General features: G+C 51.1%; 20 protein-coding genes and 1 riboswitch. Of the genes, 1 reads left to right on the plus strand and 19 read right to left on the minus strand.

Annotated elements, in window-relative coordinates; translation table 11 throughout:
* Positions 1-397: 397 nt before the first annotated feature.
* From AC0LWM_RS30280 to AC0LWM_RS30290, 3 genes are all read right to left on the minus strand, one after another.
* A complete protein-coding gene (locus AC0LWM_RS30280; RefSeq protein ID WP_474678769.1) occupies positions 398-1,171 on the minus strand; it encodes a thiazole synthase in 774 nt (257 codons plus the stop codon).
* 60 nt (positions 1,172-1,231) lie between these two features.
* Entirely contained in the window at positions 1,232-1,432 is a 201-nt protein-coding gene (gene thiS, locus AC0LWM_RS30285) for a sulfur carrier protein ThiS (protein ID WP_474678770.1), read from the minus strand.
* 80 nt (positions 1,433-1,512) lie between these two features.
* A riboswitch (TPP riboswitch) is annotated at positions 1,513-1,650 on the minus strand.
* 36 nt (positions 1,651-1,686) lie between these two features.
* Positions 1,687-2,553, minus strand: coding sequence for a nucleotidyltransferase-like protein (locus AC0LWM_RS30290; protein WP_474678771.1), 867 nt, complete (start codon positions 2,551-2,553; stop codon positions 1,687-1,689).
* 111 nt (positions 2,554-2,664) lie between these two features.
* On the opposite strand from AC0LWM_RS30290, the gene AC0LWM_RS30295 reads away from it, so the two are divergent.
* Entirely contained in the window at positions 2,665-3,021 is a 357-nt protein-coding gene (locus AC0LWM_RS30295) for a YgzB family protein (protein WP_474678772.1), read from the plus strand.
* Positions 3,022-3,192: 171 nt separating this feature from the next.
* Here the strand turns inward: AC0LWM_RS30295 and AC0LWM_RS30300 are convergent, their stop codons facing one another.
* From AC0LWM_RS30300 to AC0LWM_RS30375, 16 genes are all read right to left on the minus strand, one after another.
* Positions 3,193-4,941, minus strand: a complete 1,749-nt coding sequence (locus AC0LWM_RS30300; RefSeq protein ID WP_474678773.1) for a glycosyl hydrolase family 18 protein — start codon at positions 4,939-4,941, stop codon at positions 3,193-3,195.
* Between the two features lie 170 nt (positions 4,942-5,111).
* Positions 5,112-5,546, minus strand: a complete 435-nt coding sequence (gene perR / locus AC0LWM_RS30305) for a peroxide-responsive transcriptional repressor PerR (RefSeq protein ID WP_474678774.1) — start codon at positions 5,544-5,546, stop codon at positions 5,112-5,114.
* Between the two features lie 72 nt (positions 5,547-5,618).
* On the minus strand, positions 5,619-6,320 hold the full coding sequence (locus AC0LWM_RS30310) for an MgtC/SapB family protein (RefSeq protein ID WP_474678775.1): 702 nt from the start codon (positions 6,318-6,320) through the stop codon (positions 5,619-5,621).
* Positions 6,321-6,335: 15 nt separating this feature from the next.
* Entirely contained in the window at positions 6,336-6,806 is a 471-nt protein-coding gene (locus AC0LWM_RS30315; protein WP_474678776.1) for a GNAT family N-acetyltransferase, read from the minus strand.
* Positions 6,807-6,886: 80 nt separating this feature from the next.
* Positions 6,887-8,326, minus strand: coding sequence for an Asp-tRNA(Asn)/Glu-tRNA(Gln) amidotransferase subunit GatB (gene gatB / locus AC0LWM_RS30320; protein WP_474678777.1), 1,440 nt, complete (start codon positions 8,324-8,326; stop codon positions 6,887-6,889).
* A 99-nt stretch (positions 8,327-8,425) separates the two neighbouring features.
* Positions 8,426-9,994 carry an Asp-tRNA(Asn)/Glu-tRNA(Gln) amidotransferase subunit GatA gene (gatA, locus tag AC0LWM_RS30325; protein WP_474678778.1) on the minus strand — a complete coding sequence of 523 codons (1,569 nt, stop codon included), beginning with the start codon at positions 9,992-9,994 and terminating at the stop codon, positions 8,426-8,428.
* Between the two features lie 26 nt (positions 9,995-10,020).
* Positions 10,021-10,308, minus strand: coding sequence for an Asp-tRNA(Asn)/Glu-tRNA(Gln) amidotransferase subunit GatC (gene gatC, locus AC0LWM_RS30330; protein WP_474678779.1), 288 nt, complete (start codon positions 10,306-10,308; stop codon positions 10,021-10,023).
* 164 nt (positions 10,309-10,472) lie between these two features.
* The gene (locus tag AC0LWM_RS30335; protein ID WP_474678780.1) at positions 10,473-10,850 is read right to left on the minus strand and encodes an ATPase; all 378 of its coding nucleotides are present in this window, start codon (positions 10,848-10,850) and stop codon (positions 10,473-10,475) included.
* A gap of 115 nt (positions 10,851-10,965) precedes the next feature.
* Positions 10,966-11,742, minus strand: a complete 777-nt coding sequence (locus tag AC0LWM_RS30340; protein WP_474678781.1) for an ABC transporter permease — start codon at positions 11,740-11,742, stop codon at positions 10,966-10,968.
* Entirely contained in the window at positions 11,742-12,650 is a 909-nt protein-coding gene (locus AC0LWM_RS30345; RefSeq protein ID WP_474678782.1) for an ABC transporter ATP-binding protein, read from the minus strand. Before AC0LWM_RS30345 ends, AC0LWM_RS30340 begins: the two co-directional genes overlap by 1 nt.
* Positions 12,650-12,838 carry a PLD nuclease N-terminal domain-containing protein gene (locus AC0LWM_RS30350; protein WP_474678783.1) on the minus strand — a complete coding sequence of 63 codons (189 nt, stop codon included), beginning with the start codon at positions 12,836-12,838 and terminating at the stop codon, positions 12,650-12,652. The genes AC0LWM_RS30345 and AC0LWM_RS30350 overlap by 1 nt, the downstream gene beginning before the upstream one ends.
* Positions 12,839-12,872: 34 nt before the next feature.
* Positions 12,873-13,076 (minus strand): sigmaY antisigma factor component, encoded by a 204-nt coding sequence (locus AC0LWM_RS30355; RefSeq protein WP_474678784.1) that lies wholly within the window; start codon positions 13,074-13,076, stop codon positions 12,873-12,875.
* Entirely contained in the window at positions 13,064-13,396 is a 333-nt protein-coding gene (locus AC0LWM_RS30360) for a YxlC family protein (protein ID WP_474678785.1), read from the minus strand. The genes AC0LWM_RS30355 and AC0LWM_RS30360 overlap by 13 nt, the downstream gene beginning before the upstream one ends.
* On the minus strand, positions 13,389-13,913 hold the full coding sequence (sigY, locus tag AC0LWM_RS30365) for an RNA polymerase sigma factor SigY (RefSeq protein WP_474678786.1): 525 nt from the start codon (positions 13,911-13,913) through the stop codon (positions 13,389-13,391). The genes AC0LWM_RS30360 and sigY overlap by 8 nt, the downstream gene beginning before the upstream one ends.
* A gap of 159 nt (positions 13,914-14,072) precedes the next feature.
* Entirely contained in the window at positions 14,073-15,464 is a 1,392-nt protein-coding gene (locus AC0LWM_RS30370; RefSeq protein WP_474678787.1) for a sulfatase family protein, read from the minus strand.
* Between the two features lie 54 nt (positions 15,465-15,518).
* On the minus strand, positions 15,519-16,712 hold the full coding sequence (locus tag AC0LWM_RS30375) for a M24 family metallopeptidase (RefSeq protein ID WP_474678788.1): 1,194 nt from the start codon (positions 16,710-16,712) through the stop codon (positions 15,519-15,521).
* Positions 16,713-16,845: the final 133 nt, after the last annotated feature.

The following is a 16,845-nucleotide window of genomic DNA, read 5'->3' on the forward strand; positions in this document are numbered from 1 at the left end:
CAGCGTTCGTCCTGAGCCAGGATCAAACTCTCCATTAAAGAAAAGCTGATTTGTGCTCATTTTAAAACTTTGGCTTATTCGCTCGTTGTTCAGTTTTCAAAGAACAATTTGTTTCTTTTTTCGTTCGCCGTGTTTCAGCGGCGACTTTTATAATATACCACACTTGCCTACTGCTTTGCAAGTACTTTTTTTTCGCAATCTTTCGTTTCTTTCGAAAGTCCTTGAAGATCGCGGGTTTGGTGCTTCTCATTACGTTGCCGCCTTTTTAAGGGGCGAGAAATAATATAACATCTAGACGGAAATAAAGTCAAGCATTATTCGACATTTTTTTTGCTCCGTTTAAAAAGCCTTTAAAATAAAGGCGATTCCGCAAATACGGAACCGCCTAACCACTTGCTTATTCAATCATCCCTTCGGCCGGACTGCTTGCCGATGCATATCTTTTCTTAGCGATCCTTCCGGCTAAAAATCCTTTTCGCCCCGCTTCCACAGCAAGCTTGAACGCTTCCGCCATTAACGCTGGATCCGTGGCCCCGGAAACCGCGGTATTCAGAAGCACGCCGTCCGCGCCCAGCTCCATCGCCAAAGCCGCATCCGAAGGAGCGCCGATGCCTGCATCAACGATAATCGGTACTTTAGCTTCCTCAATAATGAATCGGAGGTTATTCGGATTTACGATGCCTTGACCTGAACCAATCGGTGAAGCACCGGGCATAACGGCGGCCGCTCCCGCTTCCTGCAGCTTCCGAGCCAATATCGGGTCGTCCGAGGTGTATGGGAGAACGATAAACCCTTCTTGCACTAAAATTTTCGTTGCTTCCAATGTGCCGACCGGGTCAGGCAGCAGTGTCTTCGGATCGCCGATCACTTCGACCTTAATCATATCGCAAAGTCCGGACGCCTTGGCCAGCCGCGCGATCCGAACCGCTTCCTCCACTGTATATGCGCCAGCGGTATTCGGCAGTAGCGTAAATTTTTTTAGATCTAGCCGCTCCAGGAAATTAGCCGCATCCGGATTGTCGAGCGGTAAACGCCGAATGGCGAACGTGAGTACTTCCGCTTCCGAAACTTCAACAGCCTTCCCTTGCACATCCATGGAAGCGAATTTGCCCGTGCCGAGCAGCAGTCTTGATTTAAATTGATACGGTCCGATTTTCAGTAGGTCGCTCATATGTATTCTCTCCTCGAAGATGATATCGTACTCAGCTAAATCCATAAATACTTGCGCACCTTATCCGCCGCCTACAAAGTGGACGATTTCAACGGAATCTCCGTCATTCAGAGCCGTTCCCTCATGCAAAGATTTATCGATAATTTCCCGATTTAGTTCAACGACAACAATTTTGTGTTCGATCTGAAAATGCTCCAGCAGTTCGGAGACGGTGCTTACGCCGTCTATCTCCCGCTTTTCTCCATTAATCGTGAGTACCACCTGTTCATCCCTCCTCTCCGTAATATCACAAAAAAAAGCCATCCGCAGCGGATGGCTTTTGTGGCATAACGAATAAACTCGTTGATGTTGGTCCACTTCCCTACGCTGGCATGATCCAGAGCTTGCGGCATCGACATGCCGGCGAAGCATAACAGGTTCCAAGGGTCAAAGAAAGCTCGTTTCTTTTCTCAGCCGTATCGGCTCCCCTAGTGGTTTAGCTATTCGATTGCCAATCAGTATAACATAAATGGGCGTTAATGCACATATTTAAGCTCAAGTCGGGACAGGTCGTTCGTCGAAGCGACAGCCACTTCCCGAATTAATGATTTCTTGACAAGTTTCTGCAAAATAAGCGCAAGCTCGACATGCGTTTCGGACAGCTCGGGGTGCTGTTTCAGCTCCATCACGCTCCAAGGCTCGGCGCGGCTGTCCAGAATGCGGAACAGGAGCGTACAGCACTCCTCCATCTTGGACATAATTGAAAACTCGCATGCAAGAAGAACGAGCTGAATGCGCTGCTCTATCGTCTCTACGCTCGTCGTCATTTCCTCGAAAAGTTTGTACACGCCGGAATTGATCGATTTAACCTGCTTCCATACCGTTTCCTCCGGCTGGGTGCCCGTTTCGATGATCGCAATGCGTGCCCAATGGTGCAGCGCCTCTAGAATATTGCTATATGCATCGATCGTGTGCCCGTCGTGCAAAAACTGCTTGCAATGCGAATAACAGCGGAAGAACGAGGCAAATTCGGCAAACAGCTTCTGCTCTCGCATCGGCAAGCCGTATTGAAGGAGTTCCTCGCGTAAATTGCTAATATAGAGATCCCGGTCCAACAAAATCTCCCCTTGTATAATCCAATAAATCATGTTGCGGTTCGCCCGTGCCGCGATCTGCTTCTCCAGGCTGGAACGGTCGATGCGACGTTCTTGAATACGCGAGCCGTCTTTTATATAATGGGTGGTGTGATTTGTGGGTTCGGCAGATTCAACGACGATGAACATCAGCGTATCGTATCCGTCAGTCAGCGGGTTGAACGGTTGTTGGTTTTCGACGATAATTACGCTCGTAACGCTCGAATCGCGAGTTAAGTTGTCGGCATATGACGCGGTAATCGGATTCATAACTTCCCCTTCTCTTTGAGAGATGCTGTCTTTATATTTTTAATTGCGATATAATACATTTCTACACTCATGTTGCGGTTTCCTGCCAACTTTGAAGAAAAGAGGATTGCCATGTTTTTTAAATCGAGCAAAATCAACGAATTTCGACTTTGGGGGCTCCTTCTTACGTTAATAGGAATGGGCTTGATGATTCTCGGTACGGCGGGGATCTTGCTGTGGGGAGCAAGCGGTAAAATTTTTGCCGCGATATTCATGGTTTTCGGGATGATCAGCATGCTGATCAGCGTAGGCATTTATTTCTGGGCAGGCATGCTCTCGACGAGCGCCGTCATTCTGCAATGTCCGGAATGTCTCCGTACGACGAAGATACTTGGCAAAACGGACCGGTGCATGTATTGCAAAACGATCCTAACGCTCGACCCGAACCAAGCGACCGTCGATGCGCCGCAAACGACGGAAGCACACTGACCGCCATACATTCAATTCATTGTATAAGAAAAGCTTCTAATCGAAGCCCTTTCGACGAAGATACATTCGTATTTTAAAGGAAGCTTTTCTTGGTAAAGAATATTCTCTTTCGGTCTAACGCTTTACCGAACTTAAACATTCTTTACCGTTAACAAAAGACCCTGACATTTGTCAGGGTCTTTTGTTTAATGTTTCATGGATGACCGGCCAAATATTCGCCGTTTCAAAGCCGCGCCTCCAAGTCGCTACGCCTGCCAAGTCATACTTCTTAGCCAGCTCAACCCTGGCTTGAATGGATGTCGCGTCCTCCAGCCAAATTCGCTGCTTCGCGCCGGCATCCGTATACTCCACGTAGTTTTGTCCGGTTTCCTCGGAGTAAACGGGCTTCAGTTTCTTCTCTTCGATAATTTTGCTCGCGCTGCTCATCGACAGCGTTTTGGACTTCACTTTGGACTTGCCGCCGCTGCTTGTTTCCGTCCATAGCCGTGTGTAATAAGGCATGCCGAGCACAAGCTTGGAAGCCGGTACGCCGTCCTCGCTCAGTATGCGAGCAATCGAATCTTCCGCCCAAGGCAACGAGGAAACGGACCCTGCCACCGGACTTGCCGCCCAGTGTTCGTCGTACGCCATCAGCATCATATAATCTACGACCTCTCCAATGGCCGCGCGATCGAGAAAAGCAGACCACATTTCGCTATTCGACTTCGGCGTTACGTCGATCGATACGACGAGTCCCGCTTCATGCATGAACGGAACCATTTCCCGTACAAATTGCACCAAATTTGCTTTATCCGACGTATATACGTTCTCAAAATCAATATTTATTCCTTGTAGGTCATACATATCCGCAAAGCTGAGCAGTTGACTGATCATGCGGAAACGGCTGTCGAAGGAAGAAAGTGCCTTTGTCGTCATTTTCGGCTCGAAGCTGTTGCTGAAGAGCGCCCAGACTTGCATGTTTCGGGCATGCGCCCATTTGACATAGCTCGGGTCGGCATTGTTTTTAATGTTCCCTTTACTGTCGAGCAAGCTGAACCAGGTCGGGCTGACGACATTCAGCCCCGGTATGCTGCCGATTGTAGACGTGTCCGGATTTTTGGAATAAACCGCTTCCCATGTCATATTGATTTTTTGGCCGATAAGCTTCCACGCTTCAAAAGGTTTCTTCGCCTTGGGAACGGGGATTGTCTCCGTTCCGTTCAACGTAACATCGCCTTTGCGGACATATCCGACGATCCCATCCTCAGCTTGTACGTAATACCAGCCGTCCGTATCACCCCATATCGCTACTCGCGCTCCAGGCTTAAGATCGGCAACGATCGGTGCTTTGACGGTCGCTTTCGTTCGCATCGCTACCGTATCCTCCGGATCCGCTTCCTTCGGCACGATCGCCCACTGCAGCACGTCCGCCGCCTTGTGGATCGTCACGACGCCCGTGCCCGCATCTTCGTTCAGCTTCAAGCCGTAGAAACGCTGCAGCGGCTCGATCGGAATGTAAACCGTCTTTCCTTTTTTATCGATAGGAACATGCAGTTCGAACGGCTTTGCGTTTATCGTTCCGGTCAACTCGTTCGTCTTGAGACGAATGACTTTATCTTCGGTCGTTATAATAACCGATTCAGTCTTTTCCTCATAAGTCATATTCGGGTCAATTAGGTCCTTCACAACGGAAAGCGGCAGTTTCAGCCCTTCCTTCGTGCCGATTGCCGACAGCTTCTGAATCTCGCCCCGGTAATATACAGGCTTCTCCAAGCCTCCGAAATCAGGTTTGACGTGACTATGATTCGGATAAAAGTTTTTGAAGTAGATGACCGCTGCGGCACTCGCAATGATTAGCAAACAAACGAACAGAACCACAAGTATAGGCCGTCGCTCGGTAGCACGTCTCGGCTTTCTTGGCGGCACATACATTGTATTCATTGCTTCTCTCCTTTTTCGGGTGTTTTCTATTATTCTACTCTTGTATTGACTCTAGTATTCTCGAAAAAGTTTAAATATGCAAAAAAACGTGCTGCAAATTCGATATACGAACATGCAACACGTTTTATTATACAGGATGAAACAAGGACTTACTAACGATTTCAGGGATGTTAATGCTTGGTCGTTCCGACACATTCAGGACACACCCCGTAAAGCTCCATACGGTGTCCGCGAATCCGGAATCCGGTTTCTTGCGCGGCAACGTGCTCTACTTCAACAAGCGGCGGATGTTCAAAATCGACCATTTTGCCGCATTGCTCGCAAATAATATGGTAATGGTCGGACGTATCCGCATCAAAGCGGCTGGAATCGTCCCCATAGGTAAGTTCTCGCACTAAACCCGCATCTACGAATAATTTCAAGTTATTGTATATGGTCGCAACGCTCATGCTCGGAAATTGTCGTTCCAACGCTTTGTAAATATCGTCGGCAGTCGGGTGAGTCATCGAATCCATCAAATACGACAGAATAGCATACCTTTGCGGAGTCATCCGAACGCCGGTCGTTTTTAGTTTTTCCAGTGCTTGCTCGGCTCGGGATGCCATGACGTTCACAGCCTTTCATAATCCATTGTTAGCATCATTGTACGTTCCTTCATTCGGATTTGTCAATGCGGACTAGTCGACCATGACGGCAGAAACACCCGGGATCGATTTTAACCCTTCCACGAGCGGGATCACCAAATCCTTTTTGCGCAGCAATACGGTTAATGCTAAAGAAACATTTTTGGAACCCGCTTCCTCTTCATCATTTTGATCCTCTACCGATATTTTGCGCAAATCGGCATCATACCGCTTCAGCACATCTGTCATCGCGCCAAGCAGCCCTTCGCGGTCCGCGGCGGTTACTTTGATGACATGCATTTGTTTTCCGCCGAAAAACCGTTTCTCTATCTTATTGAACACCCACAGGTTAAGCAGCACAAGCAAAGTCGAAGCAATCCCGGCAAAATAAAAACCCGCTCCGATCGCCAAACCGATTGCCGCGACAACCCACAGCGAAGCGGCCGTTGTCAAGCCGGTGATCGATTTGCCGGTAAACAAGATCGTCCCCGCTCCCAAAAAACCGATGCCGGTAATGACGGAGGAAGCGATACGGGACGGATCGACTCGAGCGTTCGGCTCATCGACGAATGCGGAAAAACCGTATATGGAGAGCAGCATAATCAGCGTAGAGCCTAGGCAAACGAGAATATGCGTCCTGAGGCCTGCAGCATGGTGCGAACGCTCGCGCTCCATACCGACAAGCCCGCCCAGCAGCATAGCCGCTAGCAACCGGATCGTAATATGCAGCTCGTCGATAAACCAGGGGCTTGTCATCGGCGCACTCCTTTTTTAGTTCTTATTGTATTTCTCGAATACAACAAGATGCACACCAGGTTCTGGTTCCATTTCCTTCACGATACAGAAGCCCTCTTGCTCATACAAACGAATCGCCGGCGCATTTAGCGCGGACGTCGATACGGTATACTTGGCAGCGTCGGTTTCCAAATGCTGTAAGTGCTGAAGAAGCTGTCGGCCGATGCCTTGACGGAACCGGTCCGGATGGACCATCAGACGGCATATCGTGACTTCCGACGAATCCCGGGTGTAGGCGATCGCGCCGGCAAGCTCGTCGTCGTCATCCTCATCGAAGCAGCCTACAAAGGTTTCGCGGCAGCTTTGCAGCGACTCCACCGTATCCAGCAGCGGCGGGATGCGATCAAAGCCGATCAGCTCAGCTTCTATGCGGTAGGCGGCGTGCTGCAGCCTCCAGACGAGCGCGGCAATATCGGGATCAGCCAAATTTATCGGACGAATCGTCATTAGTATATCCTCCTTGAAAGTCGCCTAAATGCAATGAAAGCACGTCCTCGAATCGAAGACGCGCTTATTGTGGAATTGTTCTATTGGTTGCCCAGACGTTCAAGCAAGAGCTTGTTCGCAAGCCCAGGGTTCGCTTTCCCTTTGGATTCTTTCATCACTTGTCCGACAAGGAAGCCGATCGCTTTGTCTTTGCCTGCCTTGAAATCGGCGACCGATTGCGGGTTGCGTTCGATCACTTGATCGACGATCGCAAGAATCGCACCTTCGTCGCTAATTTGAACGAGACCTTGCTCTTCAACGATCGCTTGCGGGCTTTTGCCGCTTTCGAGCATCGCTTTGAAGACGGTTTTGGCGATTTTGCTGCTGATCGTCCCTTTTTCCATGAGACCGATCATTTCGCCAAGGCCTTTGCCGGTAATTTTAACCGCGTCCATTTCCAGACCGTTGGCGTTCAAATACCCGAGCAAATCGCCCATGATCCAGTTGGAAACGGCTTTGGCGTCTTGCGTATACTTCAAGCTTTCCTCGAAGAGATCGGCAAGCTTGATGGACGAAGTAATGACCTCCGCATCATAGCTTGGCAGACCATATTCTTCGGTATATCTAGCCTTACGAGCATCAGGCAGCTCCGGAATCGATGCGCGGACGCGCGCCTTCCACTCGTCGTCAATGTACACCTCAACAAGATCCGGGTCCGGGAAGTAACGATAGTCGTGCGCCTCTTCCTTGCTGCGCATCGAAATCGTGCGGCCTTGCGCCTCGTCCCAGCGACGCGTTTCCTGTACGACGCGGCCGCCCGAGTCCAGCACCTCGGCTTGACGCTTTTCCTCGTATTCAAGCCCGCGCTGCACGCCGCGGAACGAGTTCATGTTCTTCAGCTCGGTTCTTGTGCCGAACTTCTCTTGCCCGAACGGACGAATACTGATGTTGGCGTCGCAGCGCAGGCTGCCTTCCTCCATCTTCACGTCCGATACGTCGCAATATTGCATGATCGCTTTCAGCTTCTCCAAATACGCCCGCGCTTCTTCCGGCGAGCGAATGTCCGGCTCCGAAACGATCTCGACCAACGGCGTGCCGACCCGGTTCAGGTCGACGAGGGACGCATATCCGCCGTCCACGTGAGTCAGCTTGCCGGCATCTTCCTCGAGATGAAGTCGCGTGATGCCGATCCGCTTCGTTTCGCCGTTCACTTCGATGTCGATCCAGCCGTGCTCGCCGATCGGTTTGTCGTATTGCGAGATTTGATAAGCTTTGGGAGAATCGGGGTAAAAATAGTTTTTCCGGTCGAACTTGCTTTCCGTTGCAATCGTGCAGTTCAGTGCCATCGCGGCTTTCATGGCATATTCGACCGCCTGGCGGTTCAGCACCGGCAGAACGCCCGGATGTCCGAGACAGATCGGGCACGTATGCGTGTTCGGCGGTGCCCCGAAAGAGGTGGAGCAGCCGCAAAAAATTTTCGATTGCGTGTGGAGCTCGACGTGAACCTCCAACCCGACAACCGTTTCATATTGGGTGGACATGATATGGGAAACCTCCTGCAGGCTTTCGTAAGAAAGCCACTTCGTAAGGATTGGCTAAGCTTTCGTGAGAAAGCTACTTCGTAAGGATAAGCTTATTGCTCAGGATTGCGGGCGAAGCTTGTGATGCGCCGTGTTCTGCTCAAAAGCATGGGCGACGCGCAGCACCGTCGATTCATCGAACGCTTTGCCGATAATTTGCAGGCCGACCGGCATACCGTCCGCCAAACCGCATGGAACGCTAATCGCCGGAACGCCCGCAAGGCTAACCGGGATCGTGCAAATATCGTTCAAATACATCGTTAACGGATCGTCCACTTGTTCGCCGATTTTGAATGCCGTAGTCGGCGCCGTAGGACCGATAATGACATCATACGATTCGAAAGCTTTATCGAAATCTTGCTTGATCAAGGTGCGCACTTTTTGAGCTTTCAAATAATACGCATCGTAATATCCGGAGCTCAGCGCGTAAGTACCCAACATGATACGGCGCTTCACTTCCGCGCCGAAGCCTTCGCTGCGCGATTTGCGGTACAAGTCGATCAGATTGTCCGGATTGGCCGTACGGACGCCGTAACGGACACCGTCGAATCGGGCCAGGTTGGAGGAAGCCTCCGAAGACGCGAGCAAGTAATACGTTGCGACCGCATAATCGGTATGCGGCAGCGAAATTTCCTCCCAAGTCGCGCCCAAGCCTTCGAGCACCTTCAGCGCTTCGAGCACCGATTCCTTCACCTTCGGGTCAATGCCTTTGCCCAAATATTCCTTCGGTACGCCGATGCGCAAGCCTTTGACGTCTCCGCTCAACGCGTTGATATAGTCCGGAATATCAACCTTGGCCGAGGTCGAATCCATTACGTCGTAGCCGGCAATCGCCTGGAGCACGTACGCGCTGTCCTCGACGTTCTTCGTGATCGGCCCGATTTGGTCAAGCGACGAAGCAAAGGCGACGAGTCCGAATCGGGATACAAGGCCGTATGTCGGCTTCAATCCGACAACGCCGCAATAAGCAGCCGGTTGGCGGATCGATCCGCCCGTGTCGGAGCCGAGCGAGAAATAGACTTCGCCTGCGGCAACGGATGCCGCCGAGCCGCCGGAGGAACCGCCGGGAACATAATCAAGATTCCATGGATTGCGCGTCGGATAAAAGCTGGAATTTTCATTCGAGCCGCCNTCGCCTGCGGCAACGGATGCCGCCGAGCCGCCGGAGGAACCGCCGGGAACATAATCAAGATTCCATGGATTGCGCGTCGGATAAAAGCTGGAATTTTCATTCGAGCCGCCCATGGCGAACTCGTCCATGTTCAGCTTGCCGATCGTCACCGATTCGGCTTGCTTCAGCTTCTGGATTACGGTTGCATCATAAACCGGGTTAAAATTGCTTAAAAACTGGCTGGCGCATGTCGTACGCAAGCCTTCCGTAACAATATTATCTTTAATGCCCGCCGGCAAGCCGAACAGCAGTCCGCGGGACTCGCCGGTCGTCAGCTTGTCGTCCAGCTTTTTGGCCGTGCTTCGGGCTTGTTCCTCATCCAATGTCAGAAATGCGCGTACGTTCCCGTCGGTTTCGCGGATACGCTCAAAGGCGTGATCAACCAAATCGGAAACGGCAAGTTCTTTTTTTGCAAGCATGTTATGTACATCCTGCAAGCGTGAATCAAATAAAGACAAAACGGGATCCTCCCCTCAAAATGTAACTATTCCAAAACCGCCGGTACTTTGAACTGATCGTCCTCTTCATCCGGCGCGTTCAGCATGACTTTCTCGATCGGCAGCGATGTGCGTACCTGATCCTCGCGCATGACGTTCGTCAGCTTCATCACATGGCTTGTCGGCTCAACACTGTCCGTATCAAGCTCATTCAGCTTTTCGGCATATTTTAAAATGGCGTTCATTTGTACGGTAAAACGCTCTTTTTCTTCGTCGGTCAACGTTAGCCGCGCAAGCTCGGCCACTTTCTCGACATCCTGTTTCGTAACACTCATCGACCCAATTCCTCCTATTCCGACTCATTCTTCATATTATAGCCTAGACCGTTTTCGAACTCAACGATTCCGGCATATACGACTTGCACAAAAAAGCAGCCGTCCCCGAAAGAGTCCGACTGCACTTACGTTCTATTAATTATAACGACAAAAAATCCGAACGATCAAATCCATGCTTTTAAATTGACTTGCCGGATAAATTCTTCTTGGCTCAAAACTTCCTTCGCCGACTCTTCTTCCTCTTCGATCGTCTCGCCATTCATAATGCGTTTGAACAATTCATGATTTCGAGTCGCGAGAGCATAATCGATCAGTGCTTCCTTCTCCACCCGCTCCACTTCCGACTGAATGAGCGTTTCTTCGGTCTCGACATCGGTCTTCGGAACATAGAACGCTTTATTCGCTTTCGGCACGCGGACAACGTAATCGAACACATTATCGGCATTGCGATCATATGCGATAATATATCCGTGCTCCCCTACTGGAAGGTTTTGTTCGAATTGATCGGAAACAATGTATACTTTTTGGCCCAGTCGCAGCATACTTCCCGCCTCCCCAGTCGTTAACTTTTGATAGAGTTTACTTAAAGTATCTCTATCCTACTAAAAAACGAAAGAGAAGTCCAACGGCGTGTCACATATTTTGACAAATTGATGATCAAGCGGCAAGCTCCTGTCTTCGGAATACGCCAACCGCCCCGGCGACTAAAGCGATGATGAGCGCGATCCCTACGATTGCGGGCAGCCACACTTCCGTTCCTGCTTCGCCCGTTTGCAGCAGATTGCCTCCAAAGCCGATCAACCGGCTTGGGCTCCACTGCATATACCGGCTGAACATGCTCGTTGCGACCGAAAGCGCAATGACGAATCCAAGCGATATGAAGGCGATGCCGCCAGCCGCCCTCAGCATGGCGCTGACACAAAGAGTCACCGTGCAGAGGAACAAAAACCATAATCCGCATAAAACAAAGCTTCCGAGCAATCTACCGAACGGCACCTCGCCGATCAATTGCCCCGTGTAATACCAGGAAGCCAAGCTGCCGAGAAGCAGTGAGACCGTCATTAGCGTCGCCATACCCGTCCATTTTGCCGTCACGTAGGATATATAAGATACCGGCTTCACAAGCACAAGACCGGCAACGCCGCTGACGCGCTCTCCCGATAAAATCGTCATGAAAGACAGCACAAGGATCAGCGAGCCTACTGTATTATATTGCGAGTAAGTTTGCATGATCACCTCGGCCGGAGAAGGCAGCGGGATTTGAATGACGGCGCCTTCCGGCATGTTGCCTGCATGCTGCAATATTTGCGGCATGTAATACGAAGTGACGGGCTGCATGACGCCAAGCAAAATGAAGACGAGCGGCACCCAAATCCATTTGAAGTTGCGTCCCATTTCCAGCATTTCTTTACGGTATAAATTCGCCCACTGCATCAGCTTTGCACCACCTTTATGAACAGATCTTCAAGTGTCGTCCGCCCGACTTCAAACCGGTTCAGTGCGATCCCTTGACCGACGATGTCGCGAAGCAGCTCGTTCTTCGCGAGCTCCAAATTCGTAACGATCAATTTGGCACCGTCTTGGCGCAGTTCCACTTCACTCACGTACGGCTTGCTGGACAACTTCGCCAGCCATTCCTTTGCCGACGGTTCGGCGTCGACGTAGATGACAGGCTGCTGGAATTGCTTCCGTACCTCGGCGAGATCGCCTTCAATCGCTTTTTTCCCTTTGGCCATGATGAGCACATCGTCGCTAATTTCTTCCGCATCGTGCAGGACGTGCGTCGAGAACAAGATCGTCGTTTCATTCTTCAACTGCCGCATCAGCTCCAGCACTTCACGCCTTCCAAGCGGGTCCAGAGCGGATACCGGCTCGTCCAAAATCAGCAGCGCAGGGGAATGTATCAACGCTTGCGCGAGACCGAGCCGCTGCTTCATGCCGCCGGAGTATCCTCCGACTTTCCGGTTTTTCGATTCCGACAATCCGACGCGTTCCAGTATTTTTTCCGCGCGCGAAGCCGCTTCTTTGCTTGATAATCGGGCCAACCTGCCCGCATATTCGAGAAATTCCCTGCCGGACATCCAGTTATAAAAAGCCGGGTACTGCGGCAGAAAGCCGATATGTTGACGATGGTCGCCGGCGGACAACCTGGAGTCGAACGCAATCGTTCCCTCCGTTGGCTTCAGCAAACCCGTAAGCATGCGCAGCGTAGTCGTTTTCCCCGCTCCGTTCGGACCAAGCAAAGCCAGGCATCGCCCTTCCTGGATATTGAACGCAAGACCGTCCACAGCGGTATTTCCGCCATAGCGCTTCGTTAATTGTTGTACAGACAGCAGTGCCATTACGTATTTCTCCTTCCGAAGATGAAGAATAATACGGGACCGAAAATGCTGACGAATACGATCAGCACGGCCCACAACCATTTCGGCCCATTCGTTTTCTCGGCGCGTATACATGCGATTAAAGCAACCAGCATAAGAATCGCCTGAATCACAAGAATCGGCGCGATGATCGACCAGTTGATATCCATTTAAACCCCTCCCATGAATGTTGAGCTTCTACTGTTATTTTTTTTTCTTCCACAAATCTTTGCGCACGATCAACAAATATATAACGAGAGGCCACGGGCATTGAATAAGCCCCCATATTCCCCAGAACCACGGGTATCGGCTATGCTGACGCGCATTGAGAAACAACCATGTGCTTTGCGTTAACATGATAAACGCAAGTCCGATCCAGAAGAGCGGATTATATTTTAAATCTTCCATTTCGTCTTCACCTGCTCTTTTCTCCGTAAAATAAAGGCTACGGGAACGGCTGCTGCGACAACGAAAGCTTGCAACGCGGCAAATATATAAACATTGGCGTAAAGAGCTAAAAATACGCCCGTTAGAATAACCATGGCCACAAGCCAGAAAACGGCCAGCTCGGTCCACATTTTTTTGCGCATGCGGGTTTGCTGGTCCGAGACCATTTGCTCCATCCATTGCAGATTCGGCATTTCGTCCGGAACGAGCGCATCCAGCTTGTGCAATCCGTCTCGCATCAGCTCGGCTAACGCTTGATCTTCTTCATCGCGCTTATTCACTCGTCTCAAGCTCCTTTCGAATTTGTTGAATTCCATTAAACACCCTCGACTTTACCGTACCTGCCGGAATGTCGATCATGGCGGCAATTTCGTCATAAGAAAAACCGTAATAATGCTTGAGCAAAATCGGAATGCGAACGTCGTACGGTAAACGGGCGATCGAGTCCAATACGTCCGGCCACTCGTCGTTGCGGCTCGTGAATTGCCAGCGCAGCGAACGAAGCGATTGCTCCTGTTCCTGCCATGAACGCTCCTGCTTCTTGCGGCGCATCAGATCGACGTATTTATTCGTGGCGATCGTCATAAGCCAGGACGAAAACTTCGATTGCCCGTTGTACAGGCGTATTTTTTCGATGCATTTCAGCATCGTTTCTTGAGTGAGATCTTCTGCGGTAGCCTGGTGCATCGTTATCTTGAGCAAATATTTCAGCAGGAACGAATAGTTCATCTGAAGCAGCTGCGCTAAAGCACCGGAGTCGCCGCGCTGAGCCCGCGCAATCAATTCCGTCTCCTCCATCGGCGCGAATGATACCCCCCTTTTGAGAATCAACCATAATACGAACGAGACCGGAAATCGTTCATCGGATTTCAAAAATTTTTTTAAATCAAAGAAAAATGACGCAGGTCCGAAAATCGTCCTTACGTCATCCATCGTTATTATAGTTTGGGCATATTTTTAAATTTGTACCGGTACGTCTTGCAAAATATCGTCATGCCGTTTCATCCATTGCTCTAATGAGGCGGAAAGTCTCGCTATATGACCTGTATGCGCCGGATCGGCGGAAAGATCGTTCGTCTCCCACGGATCGTTCTCCAGGTCGAATAACTGGACAACGTTCGTTCCGGTATTCGTCGCCGGGGATGCATAATAGCGAATGAGCTTCCAGCGTCCGTCCGTCGCCATCCGTTGTATGTCGCGATACACGGAGCACACGATGTCCCGTACGGGTCCGCTTCCCTGCTTCAGATGAGGTGCAAGACTCATCCCGTCCGCCTCTTCGGGAATGGCTACGCCGCACAATTCCGCAACGGTCGGGAAAATATCGATGTTGCTGGACAACGCGAAATGACGTTTGCCTTCCGGAACGCCCGGTCCGCGGAAAATTAACGGAATGCGTATGCTGTGCTCGTGCATATTTTGCTTGCCCATCAAACCGTGCTGCCCGATCGCAATGCCGTGATCCGCCGTGTAGACGATCAGCGTATTCTCGTAGATTCCCTTGTCTTTCAGCGCTTGGACAATGCGTCCGATTTGGTTGTCCATGTGGCTGATCATCGCATAATAATCGGCAATGTGCTGCCGGATTTCCTCTTCGTTCCGCGGCAGTGCCGCAAGGTGTTCGTCACGTACGGTCATATCTCCGTTATCGAACGGATACTCCGGCAGGAAGTTGGCCGGCAGCGGAATATCGGCTTTGTCATACATTGCGGCGTAATCCGCCGGCGCCGTTCTCGGATCGTGCGGCGATGTGTAGGCCACATACAAATAAAAAGGTTTTTCGTCGTCGTAATTATGTATAAAGTCCACTGCCGAATTCGTAAACAGCTCGCTTGAAAATGTTTCTTCTATATATTCGCGCTCCTGCGGGTAAACGCCAGTCGGGTCAAAATCCTGAACCGGAACTTGCGTATGCTCGCTCATGCCGTGGAAGAACAGCTTGTCACCGCTTAAGAAGCTTCTCGCGAAAGCGGGTTTATCATTATGCCATTTGCCGACCGCATGCGTATGGTATCCATTCTCCTTCATGACTTGCGGCATCAAGGAAACGTCTTGGCGAATTGTGATCGCATGATCCCAATTCATCACGTCTTTGCCGATCATCGACCGGAAAATCGACATGCCCGAATTGACGCATGCGCGGCTTGGCGCACAAACCGCTCCGGTTAATCCGCCAAAAATATGCGTATTGCCGAACGACGTTCCGGTATTGGCAAGCCGGTCCAGCACCGGAGTTTGCACGATGGCGTTTCCGAAAGCGCGGATCGATTCGTCGCGATGGTCGTCCGCAATCAGGAATACGACATGGGGTGGGGTCGGCTTGCGACCGTCAGGTTGTTGAGTGCTCATTGTTCGTTCCTTCCTTTCATGAACCGTATTATGTGATTGATAGGAGGTTGAGGATTAGAGTCGATCCGGAAGACGAATGAGTCCGCTAGCGGAACAAGTTAATTTCTCAAAGCCATGTTCTGTAATCGCATACGTATCTTCGATCCCGACGACACCTTGTCCCGGAAACGTAAACTTCGGCTCTACGGCGATGACCATGCCAGGCTGCAGCGGGTAAGCAAAACCTCGGGCGAGTACCGGCAACTCGTCGATTTCAAGGCCGATGCCATGGCCGACGAACTTCACTTGATCGGCACCGTAGCCCATAAAATGCGCTTCGAGTCCGGCCGACTTCGCCTCGGAGAGTGCTGCTGCGTAGATGTCCTGGCAGACCGTGCCCGGCCGCAGCATGTGCTCGATGCTGCGCAAAATCTGCTCCGATGTTTCATATGCGGACAATAGCTGTTGCGGCATCTCACCGATCACAAGCGTACGCGTCTGGTCGATCACATAACCGTCAATGCAGCAGCCGATATCGACCAGAATCGGTTCGCCCGTTCCGATCGGCCTGCGGCTGGCGCTTTGCGGAAATGCCGCCGTCAGCCCTTCGCCCCCGGCCGGACCGTCAAAATAGGTTGGCTGCGCCGCCGAAGAACCCGCTCCGACCATGCCGGTGGTAAGCTCCTGGTTATAGCCGCGCATGCGCATCATGCCGGTATGGCCTTCAAGCCGGATGGATAGTTCGATGAAGCTCATCAACTCCAGCTCCGTCATCCCGCTGCGAACGTGCGCGACGGCTTTTTGCAGCGCTTTATCGATAATATAAGCCGCTTCTTTGATTTTGGCAATCTCCGCCGGCGATTTGATCATCCGCAGCTCGCGAATCATCGTTGAGCCGTCGCTCCATTGGACACTCGGCAGAATAGCCTGCAAACGCTGGTATACGGCGACCGGCAGTACGTCGAATTCCGTTGCGATGGTCGTGCCGCTTTTGCCGAATACCGCAGGAAAATCGGCCGCCAAGCGGCTGCCGAAATCACGGAACGAGCCGAGTGACTCGACGATGACCGCCGACTCGCTTTGCGCGCGTACGACGCTACGGCGGATATAACAAATCGCTTCGCCCTCTGCGGGGACGAAAACATACCCGCTTTGCATCGTTCCGGTTAAATAGTACATATCGACGTTTTGCGTGACAAGAAACCCATCGATCCCATTGCTTCCCATTTGTTGCTGAAGCTTCTCCAGCCTCGAATGATAATTGATCAAGTTCCAACCTCCAGTCCCCGGCGCCGTCTCGCGCTAGGCCATCCATCGTGCTATATGCCTATTATAGCTCAACTTGTTGCGTCGTGCCGTGCATTATATTAAGATGAAACTTGTTGTCTACTCTATTTGAAAA

The sequence above is a fragment of the Paenibacillus sp. sgz302148 genome, assembly GCF_056120465.1.